This is a genomic window from Bifidobacterium pseudolongum subsp. globosum (genome assembly GCF_004155535.1).
Lineage (GTDB): Bacteria > Actinomycetota > Actinomycetes > Actinomycetales > Bifidobacteriaceae > Bifidobacterium > Bifidobacterium pseudolongum_C.
This window is the reverse complement of the sequence record NZ_RYUH01000014.1, coordinates 230297-254073: the sequence shown is the minus strand read 5'-3', so window position 1 is coordinate 254073 and position 23777 is coordinate 230297. Positions and strand designations below refer to the sequence as shown.

Below are 23777 nucleotides of genomic sequence, written 5' to 3'. Positions count from 1 at the left end.
ATTCATACGCCTGACTGGAAGGTGCCGTGGCGCTCTCTGGCTGAGCGCTGAAAACCAACATCCTCCCACCGTTGCGCGACACAATGGGCTGTGGATGGTCGATTGCGAAGCACATCATCATCGTTTTTCAAAACTTGAGCGAGATTCACTCAAGTTTTGGGAATACATGATCTGGATCGTTGGTTGACCATATCAGACAAACGAAGCCGCCGGCTCCGCGTACGCAGCAGCAGCGCGGGGCCAGGCGTGCACTGATGGAGGATGATATGGAACAAAAATTCACGACACTGGCACAGGAGGCCTTGGGCGACGCGATCCAGAGCGCTTCGGCGGCCGGTAACCCGCAGGTGGACCCGCTCCACCTGCTTGACGCACTGCTGCGTCAGGAAAACGGTGTGATCCGCGGCCTCATCGAACAGTGTGGCGCGAACGCACAGCAGATCGGCGCCGCCGTGCGCAACGCCCTCGTCGCGCTGCCGAGCGCCTCGGGGTCGTCGACCGCGCAGCCGCAGGCGAGCCGCCAGCTCACGCAGGCGATCGCCGCCGCGGAAAAGGCGATGAAGGAGATGGGAGACGAATACGTCTCGACCGAGCACCTGCTGCTCGGCATCGCCGAAGCAACGCCGAACGAAGCCGCGAAGATCCTGGGCAACAATGGCGTGACCGCCGACAAGATCCGTGAGGCGATCCCGCAGGTGCGCGGCGGCGCCAAGGTGACAAGCCCCGACGCCGAAGCCTCGTACAAGGCGCTCGAGAAGTTCTCGACCGACCTGACCGCGCGTGCACGCGACGGCAAGCTCGACCCGGTGATCGGTCGTGACCAGGAGATCCGCCGTGTGATCCAGATCCTGAGCCGCCGCACCAAGAACAACCCGGTGCTGATCGGCGAACCCGGCGTGGGCAAGACCGCTGTTGTGGAAGGCCTCGCCGAGCGCATCGTGGCCGGCGACGTGCCGAGCACACTGCAGAACAAGCGCCTGATCAGCCTCGACCTGGGCTCCATGGTGGCCGGCTCCAAGTACCGCGGCGAGTTCGAGGAGCGCCTCAAGAGCGTGCTCGACGAGATCCGCAAGTCCGACGGGCAGATCATCACGTTCATCGACGAGATCCACACGATCGTGGGCGCCGGTGCGGCGGAAGGCTCGATGGACGCGGGCAACATGCTCAAGCCGATGCTGGCCCGCGGCGAACTGCGCCTGATCGGCGCGACGACGCTCGACGAATACCGCGAGAACATCGAAAAGGACCCGGCGCTCGAACGCCGCTTCCAGCAGGTCTTTGTGGGCGAGCCGAGCGTGGAGGACACGATCGCGATCCTGCGCGGCCTCAAGCAGCGCTACGAAGCGCATCACAAGGTCACGATCGGCGACGACGCGCTCGTCGCGGCCGCCACGCTGTCGAACCGCTACATCACCGGACGCCAGCTGCCCGACAAGGCGATCGACCTCGTCGACGAAGCCGCCGCGCACCTGCGCATGGAGCTCGACTCGCAGCCTGAGGAGATCGATGAGCTGCAGCGCAAGGTGACGCGCCTCGAGATGGAGGAGATGCAGCTCAAGAAGGCAGAGGACCCGGCGTCGAAGGACCGCCTGGCCAAGCTGCAGTCCGAACTGGCCGATAGCCGCGAACAGCTCGCGGGACTCAAGGCCCGTTGGGACGCCGAAAAGGCGGGCCACAACAAGGTGGGCGACCTGCGCGCCAAGCTCGACGAAAAGCGCGTGGAAGCCGACAAGGCCACCCGTGAGGGCGATCTGGCGCAGGCCAGCCGCATCCTCTACGGCGAGATCCCGGCAATCCAGAAGGAACTGGCCGCGGCCGAAAGCGAAGCCGAAAAGGAAGACGAGTTCGCGCACCAGAGCGAACCGATGGTCCCCGACCACGTGGACGCCGACTCGGTGGCCGGCATCGTCTCCGAATGGACCGGTGTGCCGGTGGGCCGCCTGATGCAGGGCGAGAACGAGAAGCTGCTCAACATGGAGGAGTACCTCAACAAGCGTGTGATCGGCCAGCCGGAAGCCGTGCAGGCGGTCTCCGACGCCGTGCGCCGTTCGCGCGCCGGCATCTCCGACCCGAACCGCCCGACCGGATCGTTCCTGTTCATGGGCCCGACCGGTGTGGGCAAGACCGAGCTCGCCAAGGCGCTCGCCGACTTCCTGTTCGACGACGAAAAGGCCATGGTGCGCATCGACATGAGCGAGTACATGGAGAAGTCGTCCGTGTCGCGCCTGATCGGCGCCGCGCCCGGCTACGTCGGGTATGAGGAGGGCGGCCAGCTCACCGAAGCCGTGCGCCGCCGCCCGTACTCGGTCGTGCTGTTCGACGAAGTCGAGAAGGCGAACCCCGAAGTCTTCGACATCCTGCTGCAGGTGCTCGACGACGGCCGCCTGACCGACGGTCAGGGCCGCACGGTGGACTTCAAGAACACGATCCTGATCATGACGTCGAACCTCGGTTCGCAGTACCTGGTCAACCCCGACCTGAGCGAGCAGGAGAAGCGTGACGCGGTCATGAACGCGGTGCACACGCAGTTCCGTCCGGAATTCGTGAACCGCCTCGATGAGCTCGTCATCTTCCACCCGCTCACCCGCCAGGAGCTCGGCAAGATCGTGGATCTGCAGGTCAAGCAGGTCGCCTCGCGCCTGACCGACCGCCGCATCACGCTCGACGTGACCGACGCGGCGCGCGAATGGCTCGCCGACACCGGGTATGACCCGGCGTATGGCGCACGTCCGCTGCGCCGTCTGGTGCAGACGGAAGTGGGCGACCAGCTGGCGCGCATGCTGCTCGCCGGCAAGGTCAAGGACGGCGAGACCGTGCTCGTCGACCACACGGGTGGCGAGCATCTCGAGCTTTCGGTGCACGAGATCAACCCGATGGACGGCGACACCAACCCGCTCGACACGGAAGTCAAGATTGACGGCAACGCCGATGCAAACGGCACCAAATAACCCCCGGGAGTGATCCCGGCCTCGCGAACTGCGCAGGCGCGTCACCGCACGCACCTGCGCAGTTCGCATATGGTCGCGTACAGTAGTCACTGTCCGTCAACAACATTGGGGGAGACCCATGAGTCTGAATCTGTTCATTGCAGTGGTGTGCGTGGTCGCGGCGATCCTGCTGACCATCGCAACGGTTCGTTTCTTCTTCAGCGCGCGGAAGCCGCAGGCGCGGCCCGCCTTCAAGGACCAGCCGGCCGACGCGCGCGCGAGCGCCGGCGACACGCTGCGCACCCGCCGTTCGGACAACCGCGAAAGCATCGTGCTGCTGACGCGCCAGCTGGTGGTGAGCGCCATACTGACGCTGCTCGTGCTGCTGCCGTCGCTTGTGCGCGCGCTGTACCCCAACGTTGTGCCCGACTGGATGGTCGACCCATGGGTGCAGGCGATCATCATCACGCCGGTCATGTTCTACGGCGGCGCGCCGATCCACATCGACGGCTGGGACGCGCTGCTGCGCCGCGTGCCGAACATGAACTCCCTCGCGTCGATCGGCACGATCGCCGCATACGCCTACGGCATACTCGTCTGCCTGTTCGAGAGCGCGCTGCCGCAGGCGATGCGCGAACCCTACTTCGAAGTGACCGGCGTGATCATCACCCTCGTGCTGTTCGCGCGCTGGGCGGTGGACATGTGGTTGCCGCGCCGCCCCGCGTTCCCGCTGCAGGAGCGCGTGGACCGCGTGTCGCGCGTGTGGGTGCCTATCACGATCCTGATCGCCCTGTGGGCCTTCGTCTGCTGGCTCATCTTTGGCCCGCAGCCGTCGTTCACGCGCGCCCTGCTCATGGGTGTCAGCGTGCTGATCATCGCATGCCCGGCGGCGCTCGGCTGGGCGGCGCCGCTGTCTGCGGGCGCGGCGCTCGACGACGCGCAGCGCTACGGCCTGACCGTGCGCACCACAAGCGCGCTGCAGCAGGCGAAAGACACGGCTGTGGTGCTCGTGTCGCGCAAGCTCGCGCCGAGCGCCGGGCAGGCCATCGCGCAGCTGAGCGGCACCGGCGTGGCGGTCGCCGAGGTCGATGCGCGACGCACCGACGAGGCGGTGCGTGCGCTCGCCGAACGCCGTGCCAATGGCGCGACCGTCATGTTCATCGGCGACGGCAGCGAGGACGTGCGTGTGCGCGACGCGGCGGACATCGCCGTCGCGTGCGTCGCGCTCGACAACCCCGAGGCCGCGCCGATCCACGCCGACGTGATTGCCGCACCGACCGACTACGCATGCGCGCTCAAGCTGATCCGCCTGTCGAAGGCGACCATGCGCAACATCCGCGAGAACCTGTGGTGGGCGTTCATCTTCAATCTTGTGGGCATTCCGCTCGCAGCCGGCGTGCTCTACCCGTTCACCGGCTGGGTGCTCAACCCCATGCTCGCGTGCGTGGCGATGATCCTCTCGTCGATCTGCGTGGTGCTCAACGCCGTGCGTCTGCGCCACTGCAAGCTCGACGGCGCATGGTGAGTTTTGACAAGCGGCAACGGTACGCTGGGCACCATGAGTGAGGACACAGAATTCCGCAAGACGGGGAGCGACTTCATGATGATGGAGCCGCGCGACCAGCTCAAGACGCTGCTGCGCGAGCATATGCACGACAAGCCGTTTTCCGAGCTCGCGCCGGTCACGTTCGACCACCGTGGCGCCGCGCTGATCGGGCACATCATGCTCGACACCTTGGAAGAACAGGGCTATTCGATCGAGGACTTCGACGCGGTGGGCGCGCTGACGGCGGCCGCCGTGCCGATGGTCTGCTCGCTCATGCATGCCGCCGCCTCGCGTGGCGAGGATCTGGACGGTTTTGTGATGGACTTCGTGTACCCGGCGATCAAGGGGCCATCCATTGCCGGCAAGCGTGTGATCCTTGTTGATTCATGGCTTTCCGAGAAATCGTATGTGCAGACCTCGTCGCTGGTGACGTTGCGCAACGGCAACGAGCTGAGCCTCGACTTCGGCATCGTCGACGCGCAGGGCGCCACCGTGGTGGCCGTGGCCGCGCTGATCGGCGGCGTCGACATGGAGGAGCCGACGCTCAAGATCACCGACCCCGTGACCGGCGGAGCACATGAGACGCCGTTCGTGGAGGTCTTCCACGAATCGGAGCTGCACTAGGCCCCCGCGCACTTTTTCGGGCCGCCGAAAAAAGTGCGCGGACAACAGGGGGATATGGCCAAAAAGTGCGCGCTGTGGCTTCCACTTTTTTCGGCATTCCGAAAAAAGTGGAAGAGCCCCTATCTGACCACCTTCTTCAATCCCATCAAATGATGCTGCTGCTCAACGGTGACCTGGATAATATCCAGAAATTGGGCTGGATTCCGGAAATCTTCCAGTGTCACATAAATAATCTGCCATCCCCTTTTCAACAGGTCATTATGTTTGGCCATGTCCCGGCGCATCTGTTCCACATCGGCGTGGTATGCGCCCTGATATTCAAACGCTATTTTGAGATCCGGGTATGAGATGTCGAGATAGCACACCCTACCTTCAAGCTGTACGCGGAAGTTGGCCACTGGCTTGCCGAATCCGTGGCGTATGAGGAACGCCGCAAGCATGGCCTCCCGGGGTGAGTCGGTGTTGTCAATGAGGAACGGGATGACCTCCATGCACTTCCTCTTGCCATGAAATCCCTTGAGGCTTGTTGCGTACCCTATGATCTCGTCCAATGTGGTCACCCTCCGGACCCTGTCGCGGCATGTGAAGTCGGCGGCGATGGTGATCAAGGTGGTGGGTGGGCAGTGTTGGGCCATCTGCGCCCAACACACTTCCGGACGCACTATCTCGAATCCGTCGTCCACATGGGTGAGGAGCGGGCCACACCACAGATGTGCGCTCACACCTTGCGTATGGGGCCTCTCATCACGTCGAGGCACGCTGACATGGAGCGTGAGCGGCTTCATACTGCTGTCAGTGGCGCGGCTTCCCCAATACTCGATGGCGGTACGGTGCGAAAAGACAGGAGTGTGCTTCATATGGGGAAGCACCAACCGCATCTTGCTTCGGATACATGAACTCAAATGCTGCGCTTCATCTCTCATGAACGATGCCATATTGCTTCCTTTCTATAGGTCGAATGGCCAATGTAGGGGCGCCGGCGTGGCCATGACAATCTGAACAGGCACATGTGGTCGGACGGTCCGCGCACTTTTTTCGTCAGAGAGAACAAGTGCGCGGACCATGAGGGGATATGGTCAAAAAGTGCGCGCTGTGGCTTCCACTTTTTCAAGGCGTCGAAAAAAGTGGGTAAGCTGGGCCCCATGCATGAGCCGAATCCGATCGATATCGCAGCCAAAGCCTCCGGCGAGCCCACATTCCGCGAAGTCGGCGTGGGGCCGTGGGAAGAGGCCCACCCCGGCGAACCCCGCCCCGATGACCCGCGGTTCAGCGCACAACTGCTTGATGATGGCGACCGCCGCAACGTGCTCGACCGCTACCGCTATTGGACGGTCGAGGCGATCAAGGCCGACCTGGACGCGCACGGCAGGCATCCTTTTGAAGTGGCCGTGGAGAACTGGACCCATGACTTCAACATCGGCTCCATGGTGCGCACAGCCAACGCGTTCACCGCGAACCGCGTGCACATCGTCGGCCCGCACAAATGGAACCGCAAGGGCGCGCTGATGACCGAGCTCTACCAGCACGTCGTCAACCACCCTTCCATCCAGGACCTTGTGGACGACTGGCACACACGCATCGCCTCCGAGCGCGCCGAAGCCGAACGGCATATCGCCGAACTTGAACCCCAGCTGCTTGAACTGGCGCCCGGCGACCCCCGCACCGCCGACCTGCGCGCAGGGCTCGAACAAGCCCGGCACCAACTGCACATGGCGCAACATGCCAAGATCATCGCGCTCGACATTGTGCCAGGCGCGGTGCCGATCGAGACCTATGATTTTCCCGAACGCTGCCTCATGCTCTTTGGCGCGGAAGGACCTGGCCTGTCACAGAAGGCCATCGATCTGGCGGACGACGTGGTGTACATCAGCCAGTTCGGCTCGGTGCGCTCAATCAACGCGGGGGCCGCGGCGGCCGTCTCGATGCACGCGTGGATCAGCCAACACGCAGACACAGTGTGAACGCCGCCCCGCGCGGCACCGCCCGCGCATGCTAGCCTTGCGGCGTGATCGAGATACAGGGCATTACCAAGACATTCGGTGCCAACCGCGTGTTGGACGATGTGAGTTTTGTGGCCGCAAACGGCGCGGTCACCGGATTCCTGGGGCCCAACGGCGCCGGCAAATCCACCACGATGCGCGTGCTGCTTGGGCTGATCACGCCCGACCACGGCACCGCGCTGATCGACGGCGTGCCATACACGCGGCAGGCGAGCCCGATGAGCTCGGTCGGCGCCGTGCTCGACGCCAAATGCGCGCCGCGCAACCGCTCCGCTTACGCGTACCTGTGCGCGCTCGCCTACACGAACAACATCGCGCGCGGCCGCGTGGACGAGGTCATGGACCTGACCGGCCTCGCCAGTGTGAAGAAGACGAAGGCGGGCAAATTCTCGCTCGGCATGAGCCAGCGTCTCGCGATCGCGGCGGCGCTGCTGGGCGACCCGAAGAACCTCGTGCTCGACGAGCCGGTGAACGGCCTCGACGCCGAAGGCGTGAAGTGGGTGCGCGACCTGTGCCGCAACTGCGCGGCACAAGGGCGCGCGGTGCTGCTCAGCTCGCACCTGATGAACGAGGTGGCGCTCACCGCCGACAATCTGGTGATCATCGGCGAAGGCCGCATCCTGCGCACCGGTACCGTGGCCGACTTCGTGAAGGAACATTCGCGCCACCTGCTCTCGGTCGTCACGCCGGACGCCGGGAAGATGCATGCGATGCTCGCCGCGTCGCCCACGGTGCGCATCACCGAGAAGCCGGTGGAATCCGGATATCCCGCCGACGCGCGCGCCTTTGAGATCGAAGGCGCGGATTTCGCCGCGGTCGCGCGCGGGTTCGCCGCACACCAGATCATCGCATACCAATTCGTGCGCCAGCAGGTCTCGCTCGAGCAGGCGTACATGGAACTGACCCACGGGCACGCGCGCTATGTTGCTGCGCAGCCCGCCCAACAGCCGCAGAACGGAGGTGCGCGATGAGCGCAACCCAGCCGGCCGAACGCCATGCCGCGCACCGGCCCGTACACACGTTGACCTTCGCCGGTGCGGTGCGCTCGGAATGGTGCAAGATGTGGAGCGCCATGTCCACCTATGTGCTGCTTGTGCTGTGCGTGGCGTTCTTCGCCGTCAACAGCCTGATGATTGGCTGGCTCCTCAATTTCATGGCGTCGCAGGAAGCCATGCCGGTGGGCATGGAAGACGTATGGACCACGGCGAGCGCCGGCGCGACCGACGGCATGCTCATCGTCGGCATCCTGGGCGTCATGGTCATGACAAGCGAGTATTCGAGCCAATCCATCATCACGTCGCTCACCGTGAACCCGCGGCGCGCGATGTTCATGAACGCGAAGGCGCTCGTGCTGGCCGCGGTCACCTTCCTCGCCTCGTTCGTGGGCGTGCTCGTGGCGTGGGGATGCGCGTGGCTCATGCTGCACGGCGCAATCTCGACCGGCACGCAGGCGATGCCCGCGGCGCTGCCGTGGGTCACGCTGCTCGGCGTGCCGGTCGCGATGGCGCTCACCGCGGTCATGGCGATGGGATTCGGCGCCATGCTGCGCTCCACCGTGGGCGGTGTATTGTGCGTCGTGGGACTGTTCACGCTGCTGCCGTCGATTCTGCAGCTCGCGCAACTGCTCGGCGACCGCTTCGCGTGGATCGTCTCGGTCAACAACTGCCTGCCGTCCAGGGCACTGGAATCGTTCATCGGCGCCGGCGCCTCGTCGTTCTCCAACAGCATGGGCGCCGTCATGACGGTCGGGGGGTCGACCCAGCCGTTCCAACCCACATGGGGCTGGGCCGGCGTGATCCTCCTGGCATGGGCTGTGGCGGTCTATGCCGCCGGCGTGGCCGTCACCGCCAGGCGCGACGTCAAGTAGCGCGGGCCTCGTCACATTTGGTTCGTATAGTAAGAGGCATGCCAACATTCACACGCGAAGAAATTATCCATCTGGGTGATCTGGCTCGCATTGCGCTCACCGACGAGGAAATCACTCGTATGCAGAGCGAGCTCAATGTGATCGCCGACGCCATCGACTCCGTGCAGGAAGCCGCCACCGCAGACGTGGAGCCGACTGCCAACCCCGTGCCGCTCGAGGCATACCTGCGCCCGGACGTGCCGGTCACGCCGCTGCCGCAGTCCGAAGTGCTGGCCGCCGCGCCGGCCACCGCCGACGGCATGTTCGTGGCGCCGCAGATCCTGGGGGAGGAGTGACATGACCGATACCACTGAACTCGTCAAACTGTCCGCCGTGCAGATGGCGGAGAAACTGCGCGACAAGGAGATCACGAGCCGTGACCTCGTCTCCGCGCAGCTCGACGTGATCGACGCCGCAGAGCCGTCGATCAAGGCGTTCCTGACCGTCTCGGGCGAAGCCGCCCTTGAGCAGGCGGACGCGTTCGACGACCTGTCCGACGACGAGAAGGCCGAACTGCCCGAGCTCGCCGGCGTGCCGATCGCGATCAAGGACATGATCGTGACGAAGGGCATCCAGACGACGGCCGCCTCGCGCATCCTCGAAGGCTGGATTCCGCCCTACGACGCGACCGTGATCGAGAAGCTCAAGGCCGCGCACATGCCGCTGCTCGGCAAGACGAACCTCGACGAGTTCGCGCAGGGCTCATCGACCGAGCATTCCGCATACCAGAACACGAGCAACCCGTGGGACGTCGAGCGCGTGCCCGGCGGCTCCGGTGGTGGCTCCGCCGCGGCCGTCAGCGCGTTCGAGGCCCCGCTCGCCCTCGGCACCGACACCGGCGGCTCGATCCGCCAGCCGGGCGCGTTGACCGGCACGGTCGGCGTCAAGCCGACGTACGGCGGCGTCTCGCGCTTCGGCGCGATCGCCATGGCCTCGTCGCTCGACCAGATCGGCCCCGTGACGCGCACCGTGCTCGATTCCGCGCTGCTGCAGGAGATCATCGGCGGCCATGACAAGCGCGACTCGACGTCGATCCCCGAGGGCCCGCGCCCGATGGTCGCCGCCGCGCGCGAAGGCCAGCGCCGCGACCTCAAGGGCCTCAGGGTGGGCCTCGTGAAGGAGCTCAACGGCGAAGGCTTCCAGCCGGGCGTCGAAGCGCGCTTCCATGAGGCGGTCGACATGCTCACCGCCATGGGCGCCGAGGTCGTGGAGGTTTCGTGCCCGAACTTCAAATATTCGCTCGGCGCGTACTACATCATCATGCCGTCCGAGGTCAGCTCGAACCTGGCGCGTTATGACGGCATGCGCTACGGCCTGCGCGTCATGCCGCCGGAAGACGTGGCGCAGACCGCCGCGAACATGATGGCGTACACGCGCGAAGCCGGCTTCGGCGACGAGGTCAAGCGCCGCATCATCCTCGGCACCTACGCGCTTTCGGCCGGCTATTACGACGCTTGGTACGGCTCCGCGCAGAAGGTGCGCACACTGATCATCAACGACTTCAAGAAGGCGTTCGAACAGGCCGATGTGCTCGTATCCCCGACGAGCCCGACGACCGCGTTCAAGTTCGGCGAGAAGATGGACGACCCGCTGGCCATGTACATGAACGACATCGCCACGATCCCGGCCAACCTCGCCGGTGTGCCGGCCATGAGCATCCCCGCCGGACTGTCCGACGACGGCCTGCCGGTCGGCTTCCAGTTCATCGCGCCGCAGCAGCGCGACGAAGTGATGTACAAGCCGGCGGCGGCGCTCGAGGCCGCGCTCGAGGAGAGCTGGGGCGCGCCGATCTGGAGCTCGCTCAAGACGCCGTGGCTCGATGGACTGAACAAGTGAAGGTGGCAGGAAAATAATTATGGCTGAACAACTCATGAAGTATTCCGAGGCCGTCAAGAAGTTCGATCCGGTCATCGGCCTGGAAACGCATGTCGAGCTGAGCACGAACACCAAGCTGTTCTGCCCGGCCCCGATCTCGTTCGGCGCGGAGCCGAACACCGAGCTGACCCCGGTCAGCCTTGGCCTGCCGGGTTCGCTGCCGGTGATCAACGAGGCGGCGGTGGATTACGCGATCAAGCTCGGTCTCGCGCTGCACTGCCAGATCAACGAGTGGAGCCAGTTCTCGCGCAAGAACTACTTCTACCCGGACATGCCGCGCGATTACCAGATCTCGCAGTACGACAAGCCGACGAACGGTGAAGGCTACCTGGACGTGGAGCTTGAGGACGGCACCGTGTTCCGCGTGCCGATCGAGCGCGCGCACATCGAGGACGACGCCGGCAAGAACACGCACGTGGGCGGCGCCGACGGCCGCATCGAGGGCGCCGACCATTCGCTCGTCGACTACAACCGCGCGGGCGTGCCGCTCATCGAGATCGTGACGAAGCCGATCGAGGGCGCCGGCGACCGTGCGCCGGAGATCGCGGGCGCCTACATGCGCGCGATCCGCGACATCGTGCGCGCGCTCAACATCTCGCACGCGCGCATGGAGCAGGGCAATATGCGCGCCGATGTGAATGTCTCGCTGCGCCGCGACCCGTCCGACCCGTTCGGCACGCGCTCGGAGACCAAGAACGTCAATTCGTTCCGCGGCATCGAACGCACGATCCAGTACGAGATCCGCCGCCAGGCCGCGATCCTCGACAAGGGCGGCGAGATCCTGCAGGAGACGCGCCACTGGGACGAGGCCTCGCAGGCCACCGCAGGCGGCCGTGTGAAGTCCGACGCCGACGACTACCGCTACTTCCCGGACCCGGATCTGGTGATGCTGCACATCACCCCGGAGCATGTGGAAGAGATCCGCAAGCAGATGCCGGAGATGCCGCGCGAGCGCCGCAACCGCCTCAAAGGCGAATGGAACTTCAGTGACATCGAGATGCGCGACGTGGTCAACGCCGACGCGCTCGACCTGATCGAGGAGACCGTCAAGCTCGGCGCCACGCCGGCCGGCGCCAAGAAGTGGTGGCTCGGCGAGCTTTCGCGCGAAGCCAACGCGAAGGGCGTGGCCCTCGAGGAGCTCGACATCACGCCGCAGGCCGTGGCCGATGTGGAGCGCCTGATCGCGGACGGCAAGCTCAACGACAAGCTGGCCAAGCAGACCGTGGCGTTCGTCCTCAAGGGCGAAGGCACGCCGGAGCAGATCGTGGAGGCCCATGGCTTCAAGGTCGTCTCCGACGACGGCGCGCTGCAGGCCGCCGTGCAGGAGGCGCTCGACGCGAACCCGGATGTGGTGGAGAAGATCAAGGGCGGCAACATGAAGCCGATGGGCGCCATCATCGGCGCGGTCATGCGCGCCACGAAGGGCCAGGCGGACGCCAAGGCCGTCACGAAGATCGTCATGGAGAAGATCAAGGACTGAGCGCGTGCGCGTGCGACCGCCTGACTGTGTGCCTGCCGGGGCCGAGCGCCCGGGCAGGCACACCTGTTTTTCGGCGCATATCCAGCGTTTGTTCGACGACCTCTTAGCATACAATGGAAAGATTGGAGGATGTGGGATTCTCTGATGACAGGATTAAAGGAATGATCATGGTTGAGACAGACGACCGTCTGCAGGGGGAACAGGGCCGCCCGCGGGAGCTGCCCGCGCGCATTGACATACCCGATATCAGAGGGGAAATGGTGTATCTGCGCCCTGCCACGCAGCAGGACCTGGAGAAGATGGACGCCATAGACGCATACGTGAACGCCTCGGGGCTCACCGGCAAGGACCGCGTGGCCGAACGCGCCGCCGTGCATGCGTGGGTGCTGCGTTCGGAGGCCTGGGCCAACGGCACCGACGCCGGCAGCGGCATCGACGACCCCGAACAGCGTCGCACGATCGCGTGGTCGTTGATGACCACGCCCGACGACTGCGAAAGCGAGACGGTCGACGCGCAGAGCGCGACCGAGTTCCTCGGCATGATCTTCCTCATCGACATTGACGGCTGGGCGCGTTCGGCGCGCATCCAGGTGATCCTGGGCAAGGATTACCGCGGGCGCGGCTATTCGCGCGACGCGATGCCGCGCGTCATGACGTACGGGTTCGCCGAACCGCCGGAGGGCCTGGGCCTGCACCGCATCTGGGTCGCGGTGCCCGAAAAGAACACGCGGTCGTACTCCGTCTACCAGTCGCTCGGCTTCGTGCCGTCGGGCGTCTCGCGCCACGCGCTGTGGGACAACCGCCTCGGCAAGTACCAGGACCTCAACGTGCTCGACACGCTCGACGACGAATACGATCCGGTGCGCGCGATGGACGCGTTCGGCATGCACGTCATCACGTCGAACCCGGGCATGGAGAAGGCGCTCTCGCAGCACGAGCACACGCTTGCGATCCGCAAGCAGCAGCTGCTCGCCGAAGCCGGCGCCGTCACGGAGCCGGAAGCGCAGGGCGACACAACAGACAAGGCGGGGATCGGCGAGCGCATGCGCTCCGATTCCGAGCGCATCGCGCAGGACGCGGTCGAATCGGAGAACACGTGGCCGTACAATTCGGCGGAGCGCAACACGTCGAAGAAGGCGTGGTGGCGCACGTTGGGCCACGACCGCATGAAGCGCCGCGCGCACACCGACGCCGACGACCAGTGAGAGCAAGGACACCAAAAAGGACACCATGAGCGCAGAAGACCTCGACAACTATGAGACGAACGCCGAACTCGCGTTGTACAAGGAATACCGCGACGTGATCAAGCTGTTCACCTACGTCGTGGAGACCGAGCGGCGGTTCTATCTGGCGAACAAAGTGGATTTCAACGTGCGTTCGGCAGGACAGGACGTGTATTTCGACGTGCGCCTGACCGACGCATGGGTGTGGGACGTGTACCGTTCCAGCCGCTTCGTCAAGAACGTGCGCATCGTCACGTTCAAGGACGTGAACGTGGAGGAAGTGCAGAAAAGCGACATCGACATTCCCGAAGGAATGTGAATCCGTCAGCCCACACCGAACTGGGTGAAGCCAATGGTCATGCCACGCTTTACAATCGTAAGGTGAAATCCAACGATGCGCCGTCTTGTGTGGCGTTTTCAAGCCAGGTTCGCCGGCAATCCCCGTATATCACCATGGTGACCATGACCATAGGCCGCCGGCGGCCACTGTGAACCTAAAGGAGTGCAACAGCGTGTCTGACAAGGAATCCGTAGTCATCATCGGCGGTGGCCCCGCCGGGCTGACTGCCGCTTGGGAACTGATCAAGGATGGCGGCGACGCGCGCTACGACGTGACGGTGCTCGAGGAAAGCCAGGAGTTCGGCGGCATCGCGCGCACCGTACGCCACAATGGCAACCGCATGGACATCGGCGGCCACCGCTTCTTCTCGAAGGACGACCGCATCATGCAGTGGTGGGCGCAGACGCTGCCGCTGCAGGGCGCGCCGTCGTACGACGACAAGAAGCTGGGCCGCAGCCATGAGCTCGAACCGGGCGGCCCGGACCCGGAGAAGACCGACAAGGTGATGCTCAAGCGCCACCGTGTCTCGCGCATCTTCTGGAACAAGCATTTCTTCGACTACCCGATTTCGCTCTCCGCGTCCACGCTCAAGGCGATGGGCCCGCGCATCACGGTGGAAGCCGGGTTCTCGTACCTCAAGTCCGTGTTCCACAAGCTGCCGGAAGACAATCTGGAGAACTTCTACATCAACCGCTTCGGCCGCAAGCTCTATTCGATGTTCTTCGAGGGCTATACCGAGAAGCTATGGGGACGCCACCCCTCCGAGATCTCGGCGGACTGGGGCTCGCAGCGCGTCAAGGGCCTGAGCATCATGGGCGTGCTGAAGAACGCCGTGCAGAAGCTGCTGCCGAAGAAGCGCAGCAACGCCGAAGTGGAGACGTCGCTCATCGAGGAGTTCTGGTACCCCAAGCTCGGCCCCGGCCAGCTGTGGGAGACCGTCGAACAGAACTGTGTGGACGCTGGCGTGACCGTGCTCACCGGCGCCAAGGTGGTGGCGATCCACCGCGAGAACGGCGCGATCGCCTCGGTCGAATACGAAGACGCCGAAGGCAAGCGCACCACGCTCAAGGCCGACCAGTTCATCTCGTCGATGCCGGTGAAGGACCTTGTGGAAGCGCTCGACACCGAGCAGGACCCGGCGCCGCGGGACATGGTGGCCGTGGCCAAGGGCCTGCCATACCGCGACTTCGTGACGGTGGGCATCCTCGTCAAGCGCCTCAAGCTCAAGAACACGACCGACATCCCCACGCTCGGCAACCCGCCGATCGTGCCGGACTGCTGGATCTATGTGCAGGACCCGGGCTACAAGGTGGGGCGCCTGCAGATCTTCAACAACTGGAGCCCGTACCTCGTCAAGGACGTCGACGACACCGTGTGGATCGGCCTCGAATACTTCTGCGAGGAAGGCGACGACTTCTGGAACATGACCGACGAGGAGGCCACGCGCTTCGCCATCAAGGAGCTCACCCGCATGGGTGTGATCAACGGCGCCCACGAAGTGCTCGATGCGCACCGCGAACGTGTCAAGAAGGCCTACCCGGCCTATTTCGACACCTACGACCAGATGCCGGAACTCGTGGAATACCTCGATTCCTTCGGCAACCTGTATTGTGTGGGCCGCAATGGCCAGCACCGTTACAACAACATGGACCATTCGATGGCCACCGCCATCGAAGCGGTGGGCAACATCAAGGAACACCGTACCTCGAAGAGGAACGTGTGGTCCGTCAACACCGAAAAGTCCTACCACGAATCCAAATAAACCCATAAACCGGCGGCCGGCGGCGCGGGGCCTCCATGGGGAGGAAGGCCCCGCACGCCGCTCGTACGGCGGGCATAGCGCGCCGTACAGTCGCCGTTCCGTTGTACAGTAGGGACGTCCGGCGGAACAATGACGGACATTCCCCAAATTGACGACGGCATCGTCTGATGCTTGTTCGTACAACTCTTTGCTCAGCCATGGCGATCTCCATGCATGGCCAAAGAAAGGCACAACTCAATTGGCAACAACCTCAAACCTAGACGAGATGAAACTCCCGGAGCTCAAAGAGCTGGCCAAGCAACTGGGCCTGCGGGGCGTCTCCACCATGCGCAAGGGCGATTTGATTGCAACGCTGCAGGCCGCCCGCAGTGGCGGCGAAGCCCCGGCCGGAGTGACCGTGCGCGCCCCCAAGGCCGAGGGCGCCGCCGCCCAGGGGCCCAAGAAGCAGGAACAGCCTGCGCCGGCCGCGGAGGAGCGGCAGCCCGCGCCCAAGGCACAGGCCGCCACACAGGAGCCGGCCCAGGATGAGTCGCCGGCCCCGCAGAGCAACATGGAGATGAAGGTCACCGCACGCCGCGTGCGCAAGCGCCGCGGTGCGGAGGCGCCGGCCACCGGCCACACCGACGACGAGGCCGCGAGCAAGGCCGCCGATGACCTGCTCAGCACACTCGACCTGCACGGCGACGGCCAGAAGCAGGGCCGCCGCAATGCCGAACCCCGCCCGCGCCGCGGCCGCCACGCCGCCGACATGGACGAGCAGCCGCGCCACCGCCGCGCCGAGCCGCACGAGGTGCCGCAGGACCTCGACGAGATCCTCGACTCGCTGCCCGTGCACAAGAACGCCGATCACGAATCGTCGAACACGCGCGCCGAGGCGCCGCACCGCGGCCGCAACCGCGCGAACAATGAGCGCAACGAGCGCAACAATGAGCGCAACAACCGCCGCAACAAGAACCGCGACAACGACAAGCGCGAGGAGCAGCCCGCGGACTTGGTGCCCGTGGCCGGCATCGTCGACGTGCTCGATTCGTACGCGTTCATCCGCACATCCGGCTATCTGCCCGGCCCCAACGACGTGTATGTCTCGATGGGGCAGATCAAGAAATACGGCCTGCGCAAGGGCGACGCCGTCAAGGGCTCGATCCGCACACCGCACGAAGGCGACCGCCGCAACCAGCGCCAGAAGTTCGTGCCGCTGCAGTCGATCGACTCGATCAACGGCATGAGCGTGGAGGAGGCCTCGCGCCGCCCGCAGTTCAGCAAGCTCACACCGCTCTACCCGAACGAGCGCCTGCGCCAGGAGACGACGCCGAACCGCCTGACCGGCCGTCTGATCGACATCGTCGCGCCGATCGGCAAGGGCCAGCGCGGCCTGATCGTCTCGCCGCCGAAGGCCGGCAAGACGATCACCTTGCAGAACATCGCGAACGCGATCGCCACGAACAACCCCGAGGTGTACCTGATGGTCGTGCTCGTGGACGAGCGCCCCGAAGAGGTCACCGACATGGAGCGCACCGTGCAGGGCGAGGTCATCTCGTCGACATTCGACCGCCCGGCCTCCGACCACACGACGGTGGCCGAGCTCGCGATCGAGCGCGCCAAGCGCCTGGTGGAACTGGGGCAGGACGTGGTCGTGCTGCTCGACTCGATGACGCGACTGGCCCGCGCCTACAACATCGCGGCGCCGGCTTCGGGACGCATCCTTTCGGGTGGTGTGGACGCGCAGGCGCTCTACCCGCCGAAGAAGTTCTTCGGCGCCGCCCGCAACATCGAAAACGGCGGTTCGCTCACGATCATCTCGTCGGCGCTTGTGGAGACCGGCTCGAAGATGGACGAAGTGATCTTCGAGGAGTTCAAGGGCACCGGCAACATGGAACTGCGCCTGAGCCGCGAGCTCGCCGACAAGCGCATGTTCCCGGCCGTCGACATCAACGCTTCGGGCACACGCCGCGAAGAGCTGATCACCGACCCGCACGAACTGCCGGTGATCTACCGCCTGCGCCGTCTGCTCGGCGGCCTTGAGCCCGAACAGGCGTACCAGACGCTCGTGCCGCGCCTCAAGAAGACGATGACGAACCACGACTTCTTCGGTGCGATCCTGCAGCAGGGCGGCGGCGCGATCAACGGCAACGCCGACCACTGATCCGCGCACGCGCACAGCATGAGGGGGGCGCTTCCCTACACCACGGGAAGCGCCCCCTTCATGCATGGTGAGAGACGCTTTGCGCCCGCTCCTCCTGCATTTGGGCGCTCGGCGTATCGGCCCATGGCGTAGGGCGAACCGTCCGCACACGCCTATTGTGGATAGAGGATTTGACGAGGTCATTCTGGAAGGCGTGTGCATGATGACGGACCATGAAAGCGATGCGTGTGCGTTAGACGACAAGGACCGCATCATCCTCGAATCACTCGAACATGATGGCCGCATGACGCTTGCGCAACTCGCCACGGCAGCCTCGCTCTCCGTGTCCGCCACGCAGTCGCGCGTGCAGAAACTCGAGCACAAAGGCGTCATCACCGGGTACAAGGCGATCCTCGACCCTGAGAAAAGCGGCCAGCCGGTGAGCGCATACATCTCGCTCACCCCGCTCGACTACACCGAGGCGTCGCTGATCCCCGACCGGCTGCGCGACGTGGACGGCATCATCTCGTGCGACGCCGTCTCCGGCTCATCGAGCTACCTGCTCATGGTGCGCGTGGCGTCGACGCACGAACTGGAGACGCTGCTCAATACAATCCACGCAGCGGTGCCGGTCAGCACCGACACGACGATGGTGTTACGCCGCTATTTCGCGAAGTGAACCCCGCCGCGGTATGCTCAACACCATGACTACTGAACACCATGAACCGCAGCGTTCCGCTGCGCGCGCGGACGGCGAAACGGTCATCGATTCCGAAGGCGACTGGCGCGACGCCGAGACCAAGCAGATTGTGCAGCGCATCGAAGTGCTGCGCCAATCCATCGACAACATCGACATGGCCATAGTGGCGTTGCTCGCCGAACGGTTCAAGGCCACGACGCAAGTGGGGGTGCTCAAGGCCGAAGCCGGGTTCGCCCCGGCCGACTACACACGCGAGGAATACCAGCTCGAACGCCTGCAGCAGATCGCGCAAGGCGCCGGGCTCGACCCGCAGATCGCGCTCATGTACAAGGAATTCGTGGTGACCGAAGCCAAGAAACGCCACAAGCGCATCGCGGACTCCGGCGACGACCCGGGCGTGCTCGACATCTTCGCATAGCCACCGACAGGAAACCCACCACAGGAACGGAGAACCACACCGTGCACAGGAGTCTGCGCCACATCTGTGGCGCCACACTGGTTGTGGCGCTCGCGGCGATCACACCCGCGATGCCCGCATCGGCCGCCACGCCATCGCCGGGGCAGCAGGTGGCGGCGCAGGACGCCGCCGCACGATTCGTGGGGCACGATGTGTTCACCACCCTCGAAGTGATCGACGCCCGCCGGTTCTACATCGCCCCGCGCGAAGGCGGCAACGGGATCACCCACATCGCGACCAACGCCGCCCTGCCGTGGGATGTGAGCGTGGACTACACGCTCGACGGGCCGAGCGCCACCGGCGCGCAGGTGCGTGGGGCGAAGGGCATGGTCGGCGTCCATGTGCACATACAGCCCAACAATCTGGCACAGGGCGACATGCAGCGTTTCGCGCGGCAATTGCGCCCCGTGGTGGTGTTCACCATCCCCACACGCGACTGCACCGACATCAGCGCGGATGAGGGCGTCTCGCTCACCCAATCGGGGCAGAGCACCGTGGTGGCGGCCACCGCGAATCCCAGCGAAGCCGTCGATTTCCGCGTATACGCCGACGCCAAGCGGTTTTCGATGAGCCCGGTGGCGCTCGCCGCGCTTTCCGCGGACACGCCTGACCATTACGCCAGCGCCCTGCGCACGCTCGCCGACCAGTCGGGGCGGCTGACCTCGTCCATCGACGACGACGCCAGCGCACAGGCCGCCAACGGCGCACACGCCGAACTCATCGCCACCCTCACCACACTGCGCGACCAGGAGCGGGCGCTCGCCAAGTCGGCGATTGCGGAGCGCACCGCAAGCCACCAACGCGCGTTCCATGATTACATGGCCGCGTATGTGGGGTCGTACACCACCCATCTGTCCGGATCAATCGGCACCACAACGCAGCTCAGCGCGCTCATGGGCACCGCGGGGGAGCTCAAGGGGGACACGCCCCTTGAGCATGCGGTCACCGGACTGGCCACGGCGGTCAACGAGCTGAGCGACGCGCACCAGCACACCGGCGCCGCGGACGAGGTGGACCGGATCATCCAGCGCATCCGCCAGCAGGGCACGCAAGGGCTCGCCGAGGAGCTCAAGAAGACCGCGGGCGAGCAGACGCGCATCGGCGCCAAAGAGTACAGTGCGGGCCAGTCGCAGCTGTCGCAGGCCATGATCCCGTATTCCATGGCGTATACAGACGCCTACACCGCGCATCTCGACACACTCGCGGGCGGCAATGTGGGCGCCGCCGCGCAGTTCGAGCAGCAGGCGATCGAACAGACGAACGCGGACAACACCACCGACCCCACGCTGAGCGGCGACATGCAGGACGTGAACGCGGCGATGGCGACCTTGGCGTCCGCGCGCGAGCACACCGGCGCCGGCAGTGCCGCACGGCAGATTTTGCTGCGGTTCTCCGGGAGGTTCGGCGGCGATTCGGCCGGCACAGACGGCGTGGAGCCGATCAACGAGATGCAGCCGGCGTTGCGGCATTCGCCGCTCGCCCAGCAGGCGTACCGCGACTGGTACACCTATTCGATCGGCGGCCGTGCCGAGATGCTGCGCGCCAAGCGCATCGCCGAGGCGCGCGCCGAGGAGCAGAAGGCGCGTTCGGCGAACGGCGGCGATGACATGTCGACGCTCGTCAGCGCATCGAATGACGACGCTTCGGCCGACGTGGCGAAATATGCGGGTTCGGTCACCAAATCACTGGGCGGTGGCGGCGCAGCATCCAGCCAGGGCAGCGGCGGCACCGGGCGGCACAGCGCCCAATCGGCGATTCCCGAAAGTGAACGGCTCGCCACGCAGCTGGGTATCTCCGGGTTGGCGAACCACCAGTTGATTGTGCCCGATTCGCAGCGGCTCATCGATGAGACCGTGCAGTTGGGATCCATGGCCCCGGCGTTGCATGCCGCGGCCGATGCGATGAGCTCACGCGGTGAGCTCGGCAAACGGATGGCCGCATCCGGTGTGATGCAGGCGGGTGAGGCCTCCGCGTTGGATTCGCGCTTTGTGATGGTCACGAACCCAACGCGGTAGCGGCCATATATTACTTGGCCTTCGGCTTCTTGGCCGGCGGCTCACCGAGCTCGCTTTCGGCCACCACGATCGTCTCGGACTCGTCGCCTTCAGTCTCCTCGCCGTTGGACTGCAGCGTGTTGACCACTTCGATCGCGCGTTCGAGCGAGAAGTCGCCGATCACACGGCCGGCTTCGGCGATGTCGCTCAGGGCCGCGCGGATCGAGGCGCGCACGTCGTCGCTCACGGCGAGGCGCACGCGTTCGATCGGCGTCTTCATCGAGACCTTGGCCTTCGACTTGATGCCGCGCAGCGCGGCGAGCGTGGCGCCCGCATGCGCCAGGATGTCCGGCGAGACGTTGAACGCGGCCGTGGCGTAGGGGAGCGGCTTCGGCCACGGTGCGGTGTGCACCGAGCCTTCGCCGGCGTGCATCCAGCTCCACACCTCTTCGGTGGAATACGGCAGGTACGGGGCGAGCAGGCGCGCGAACGCGTCGAGGCCCAGGCCGAGCGCGGTGCGTGCCGAGAGCACCGCCGCCTCGCTCGGCGTGTTGCCGTTGGCGTCGGCCGTGCCGTAGGCACGGTTCTTGACGAGCTCGATGTAGTCGTCGCAGAACTGCCAGAAGTAGTTCTCGATGACCTCGAGCGCCTTGGAGTGCTCGTAGTTGTTGAGGTAATCGGTGGCCTGCTTGACCACGAGCGACATCTTGGCCATGGCGGCGCGGTCGAGCGGCTCGGTCACGTCCTGCGGACGCCACGTGGCCGTGGCCCCTTGCGCCACATGGTGCTGGTCGTCCTCACGGCCGATTGCGAGCGCGAACTTCGTGGCGTTGAGCAGCTTGATCGCGAGTCTGCGGCCGATCTTCATCTGGCCTTCGTCGTACGTGGCGTCGAGGCCCAGGCGCGCGGACGCGGCCCAGTAGCGCACGGCGTCGGCGCCGTACTTCTCGATCGGCTCGTTCGGCACCACCACGTTGCCCTTGGACTTCGACATCTTCTTGTGGTCAGGGTCGAGGATCCAGCCGGAAAGCGTGGCGTTGGCCCACGGCAGGCAGTCGTTCTCGAGCTGCGCGCGGTCGATCGTGCTGAACAGCCATGTGCGGATGATGTCCTGGCCCTGGGGGCGCAGGTCCATCGGGAACGTGGAGGCGAACAGCGCCTCGTTGTCTTCGCCGGCTTCGCCCCAGCCGGTCACGATCTGCGGGGTGAGCGACGACGTGGCCCACGTGTCCATGATGTCCGGTTCGGCCATGAAGCCGCCAGGCTGGTTGCGCTGCTCCTCGGTGTATCCGGCCGGCACGTCGGTCGTCGGGTCGATCGGCAGCACGTCTTCGCTCGGCGTGATCGGGTTCTCGTAATCCGGTTCGCCGTCCGCGTTGAGCGGGTACCACAACGGGAACGGCACGCCGAAGAAGCGCTGGCGCGAGATGAGCCAGTCGCCGTTGAGGCCGTGCACCCAGTTCTCGTAGCGCACGCGCATGAAGTCGGGGTGGAAGGCGAGCTCCTTGCCGCGCTCGATGAGCTTGGCGTTGAGCGCCTTGTTGGTGCCGCCGTTCTGCAGGTACCACTGGCGTGACGTGACGATCTCGAGCGGCTTGTCTCCCTTCTCGTAGAAGTTCGTCATACGCGTCGTCGGCTTGGGCTCGCCGTCCATGTCGCCGGACTCACGCAGCGCGTCCACCACGATCTTGCGCGCGGAGAACGTGGTCTTGCCTTCGATCTGCTCGAAGAGCGCCTTGCCATCCTCGTCGGTGATCCAGTCGGGCATGTCCATGACGATGCGGCCGTTGCGCTGGATGATCGAACGCAGCGGCAGGTGCAGGTCGCGCCACCATTCCACGTCGGTCTGGTCGCCGAAGGTGCAGCACATGGCGATGCCGGCGCCCTTGTCCATCTCGGCCGCCGGGTGCGCCAGGATCGGCACGCGCACGTTGAACAGTGGCGACGTGACCATCTTGCCGAAGTACGGCTTGTACCGTTCGTCGTCGGGGTGCGCGATGAGCGCCACGCACGCGGGCAGCAGTTCGGGGCGCGTCGTCTCGATGTAGATCGGCGAATCGTCTTCGAAGCTGAACGCGATGCGGTGGTAGAAGCCCGGGTATTCACGCGATTCGAGCTCCGCCTGCGCCACGGCCGTTTGGAACGTCACGTCCCACAGGCCCGGCGCGTCCTGCTGGTACGCCTCGCCGCGCTCCAGATTGTGCAGGAACGCCTTCTGCGCCACGCGCTGCGCGTGGTCGCCGATCGTGTGGTAGGTGCGCGACCAGTCGATCGACAGGCCGAGTTCGCGCCAGAGCTCCTCGAAACGCTCCTCGTCCTGCGCGGTGAGCTTCTCGCACAGTTCGATGAAGTTGCGGCGTGAGATCGGCACCTGGTCCTTGGCCTGGATCTTCTTGCCCTCGGTGCCTTCGAACGGCGGCTTGAAGTCGGGGTCGTACTTGAGCGAGGTGTCCACGCGCACGCCGTAGTAGTTCTGCACGCGTCGCTCGGTGGGCAGGCCGTTGTCGTCCCAGCCCATCGGGTAGAACACGTGGAAGCCGTTCATGCGCTTGAAGCGCGCGATGATGTCGGTGTGCGTGTACGAGAACACATGGCCCACGTGCAGCGAACCGGACACGGTGGGCGGAGGGGTGTCGATCGAGTAGACGGCGCTGCGCTCGCCCGGATTGTCGAATGTATAGGTGCCGTCGGTGTCCCAGACGTCGCGCCACTTGGATTCAAGCCCGTCCACGCCCACACGGTCGGGCAGGGGGGTGAGATTGGCGCTGATGGAGATGTCTTCGCTATCAGTCATACCCGTCAGTCTAAAAAGCGACTGTGA

The 23777-nt window shown here is 65.1% G+C and carries 17 protein-coding genes and 2 pseudogenes; 17 read left to right on the top strand and 2 right to left on the bottom strand.

The features are described from left to right. Nucleotides 1–266: 266 nt before the first annotated feature. From clpB to PG2093B_RS07935, 3 genes are all read left to right on the top strand, one after another. On the top strand, nt 267–2948 hold the full coding sequence (gene clpB / locus PG2093B_RS07945; protein ID WP_129898019.1) for an ATP-dependent chaperone ClpB: 2682 nt from the start codon (nt 267–269) through the stop codon (nt 2946–2948). Nucleotides 2949–3066: 118 nt separating this feature from the next. Next, entirely contained in the window at nt 3067–4452 is a 1386-nt protein-coding gene (locus PG2093B_RS07940; protein WP_129898018.1) for an ATPase P, read from the top strand. A gap of 33 nt (nt 4453–4485) precedes the next feature. After that, nucleotides 4486–5097 (top strand): orotate phosphoribosyltransferase, encoded by a 612-nt coding sequence (locus PG2093B_RS07935; protein WP_129898017.1) that lies wholly within the window; start codon nt 4486–4488, stop codon nt 5095–5097. Between the two features lie 119 nt (nt 5098–5216). On the opposite strand, the gene PG2093B_RS07930 is transcribed toward PG2093B_RS07935, so the two are convergent. Beyond that, nucleotides 5217–6032: a hypothetical protein gene (locus PG2093B_RS07930; RefSeq protein WP_129898016.1), complete on the bottom strand. Its 816-nt coding sequence runs from the start codon at nt 6030–6032 to the stop codon at nt 5217–5219. 207 nt (nt 6033–6239) lie between these two features. On the opposite strand from PG2093B_RS07930, the pseudogene PG2093B_RS09180 reads away from it, so the two are divergent. From PG2093B_RS09180 to PG2093B_RS07865, 14 genes and pseudogenes are all read left to right on the top strand, one after another. Beyond that, a pseudogene (locus PG2093B_RS09180) lies at nt 6240–6692 on the top strand (TrmH family RNA methyltransferase); the annotation flags it as partial. A gap of 87 nt (nt 6693–6779) precedes the next feature. After that, nucleotides 6780–7058, top strand: a pseudogene (locus PG2093B_RS09175) (TrmH family RNA methyltransferase); the annotation flags it as partial. Nucleotides 7059–7102: 44 nt separating this feature from the next. Continuing rightward, nucleotides 7103–8068: an ABC transporter ATP-binding protein gene (locus tag PG2093B_RS07920; RefSeq protein WP_165369748.1), complete on the top strand. Its 966-nt coding sequence runs from the start codon at nt 7103–7105 to the stop codon at nt 8066–8068. Nucleotides 8069–8157: 89 nt separating this feature from the next. Next, nucleotides 8158–8964, top strand: coding sequence for an ABC transporter permease (locus PG2093B_RS07915; protein ID WP_129898050.1), 807 nt, complete (start codon nt 8158–8160; stop codon nt 8962–8964). 38 nt (nt 8965–9002) lie between these two features. Then, on the top strand, nt 9003–9299 hold the full coding sequence (gene gatC / locus PG2093B_RS07910) for an Asp-tRNA(Asn)/Glu-tRNA(Gln) amidotransferase subunit GatC (protein WP_022858888.1): 297 nt from the start codon (nt 9003–9005) through the stop codon (nt 9297–9299). Between the two features lies 1 nt (nt 9300). After that, a complete protein-coding gene (gatA, locus tag PG2093B_RS07905) occupies nt 9301–10839 on the top strand; it encodes an Asp-tRNA(Asn)/Glu-tRNA(Gln) amidotransferase subunit GatA (RefSeq protein WP_129898014.1) in 1539 nt (512 codons plus the stop codon). Between the two features lie 19 nt (nt 10840–10858). Continuing rightward, nucleotides 10859–12358 carry an Asp-tRNA(Asn)/Glu-tRNA(Gln) amidotransferase subunit GatB gene (gene gatB, locus PG2093B_RS07900; protein WP_129898013.1) on the top strand — a complete coding sequence of 500 codons (1500 nt, stop codon included), beginning with the start codon at nt 10859–10861 and terminating at the stop codon, nt 12356–12358. A 167-nt stretch (nt 12359–12525) separates the two neighbouring features. Next, nucleotides 12526–13563 carry a GNAT family N-acetyltransferase gene (locus tag PG2093B_RS07895; protein ID WP_129898012.1) on the top strand — a complete coding sequence of 346 codons (1038 nt, stop codon included), beginning with the start codon at nt 12526–12528 and terminating at the stop codon, nt 13561–13563. 25 nt (nt 13564–13588) lie between these two features. Then, entirely contained in the window at nt 13589–13900 is a 312-nt protein-coding gene (locus PG2093B_RS07890) for a DUF2469 domain-containing protein (RefSeq protein ID WP_022858892.1), read from the top strand. Nucleotides 13901–14093: 193 nt separating this feature from the next. Beyond that, the gene (locus PG2093B_RS07885) at nt 14094–15683 is read left to right on the top strand and encodes an NAD(P)/FAD-dependent oxidoreductase (RefSeq protein WP_101399766.1); all 1590 of its coding nucleotides are present in this window, start codon (nt 14094–14096) and stop codon (nt 15681–15683) included. A 265-nt stretch (nt 15684–15948) separates the two neighbouring features. Continuing rightward, on the top strand, nt 15949–17826 hold the full coding sequence (rho, locus tag PG2093B_RS07880) for a transcription termination factor Rho (RefSeq protein WP_431520224.1): 1878 nt from the start codon (nt 15949–15951) through the stop codon (nt 17824–17826). 199 nt (nt 17827–18025) lie between these two features. Beyond that, nucleotides 18026–18484: an Lrp/AsnC family transcriptional regulator gene (locus tag PG2093B_RS07875; RefSeq protein WP_431520223.1), complete on the top strand. Its 459-nt coding sequence runs from the start codon at nt 18026–18028 to the stop codon at nt 18482–18484. Between the two features lie 25 nt (nt 18485–18509). Then, nucleotides 18510–18923, top strand: a complete 414-nt coding sequence (locus PG2093B_RS07870) for a chorismate mutase (protein ID WP_129898010.1) — start codon at nt 18510–18512, stop codon at nt 18921–18923. Nucleotides 18924–18964: 41 nt separating this feature from the next. Further along, nucleotides 18965–20977: a tubuliform spidroin gene (locus tag PG2093B_RS07865; protein ID WP_129898009.1), complete on the top strand. Its 2013-nt coding sequence runs from the start codon at nt 18965–18967 to the stop codon at nt 20975–20977. 10 nt (nt 20978–20987) lie between these two features. Here PG2093B_RS07865 and valS read toward each other — a convergent pair whose 3' ends face one another. After that, entirely contained in the window at nt 20988–23750 is a 2763-nt protein-coding gene (gene valS, locus PG2093B_RS07860; RefSeq protein ID WP_129898008.1) for a valine--tRNA ligase, read from the bottom strand. Nucleotides 23751–23777: the final 27 nt, after the last annotated feature.

Excerpts from the sequence above, each read along its gene's own strand:
- clpB (WP_129898019.1), top strand. The coding sequence starts at position 267 with ATGGAACAAAAATTCACGACACTGGCACAGGAGGCCTTGGGCGACGCG.
- PG2093B_RS07940 (WP_129898018.1), top strand. The coding sequence starts at position 3,067 with ATGAGTCTGAATCTGTTCATTGCAGTGGTGTGCGTGGTCGCGGCGATC.
- PG2093B_RS07935 (WP_129898017.1), top strand. The coding sequence starts at position 4,486 with ATGAGTGAGGACACAGAATTCCGCAAGACGGGGAGCGACTTCATGATG.
- PG2093B_RS07930 (WP_129898016.1), bottom strand. The coding sequence starts at position 6,032 with ATGGCATCGTTCATGAGAGATGAAGCGCAGCATTTGAGTTCATGTATC.
- PG2093B_RS07915 (WP_129898050.1), top strand. The coding sequence starts at position 8,158 with ATGTGGAGCGCCATGTCCACCTATGTGCTGCTTGTGCTGTGCGTGGCG.
- gatC (WP_022858888.1), top strand. The coding sequence starts at position 9,003 with ATGCCAACATTCACACGCGAAGAAATTATCCATCTGGGTGATCTGGCT.
- gatA (WP_129898014.1), top strand. The coding sequence starts at position 9,301 with ATGACCGATACCACTGAACTCGTCAAACTGTCCGCCGTGCAGATGGCG.
- gatB (WP_129898013.1), top strand. The coding sequence starts at position 10,859 with ATGGCTGAACAACTCATGAAGTATTCCGAGGCCGTCAAGAAGTTCGAT.
- PG2093B_RS07895 (WP_129898012.1), top strand. The coding sequence starts at position 12,526 with ATGGTTGAGACAGACGACCGTCTGCAGGGGGAACAGGGCCGCCCGCGG.
- PG2093B_RS07890 (WP_022858892.1), top strand. The coding sequence starts at position 13,589 with ATGAGCGCAGAAGACCTCGACAACTATGAGACGAACGCCGAACTCGCG.
- rho (WP_431520224.1), top strand. The coding sequence starts at position 15,949 with ATGAAACTCCCGGAGCTCAAAGAGCTGGCCAAGCAACTGGGCCTGCGG.
- PG2093B_RS07875 (WP_431520223.1), top strand. The coding sequence starts at position 18,026 with ATGATGACGGACCATGAAAGCGATGCGTGTGCGTTAGACGACAAGGAC.
- PG2093B_RS07870 (WP_129898010.1), top strand. The coding sequence starts at position 18,510 with ATGACTACTGAACACCATGAACCGCAGCGTTCCGCTGCGCGCGCGGAC.
- valS (WP_129898008.1), bottom strand. The coding sequence starts at position 23,750 with ATGACTGATAGCGAAGACATCTCCATCAGCGCCAATCTCACCCCCCTG.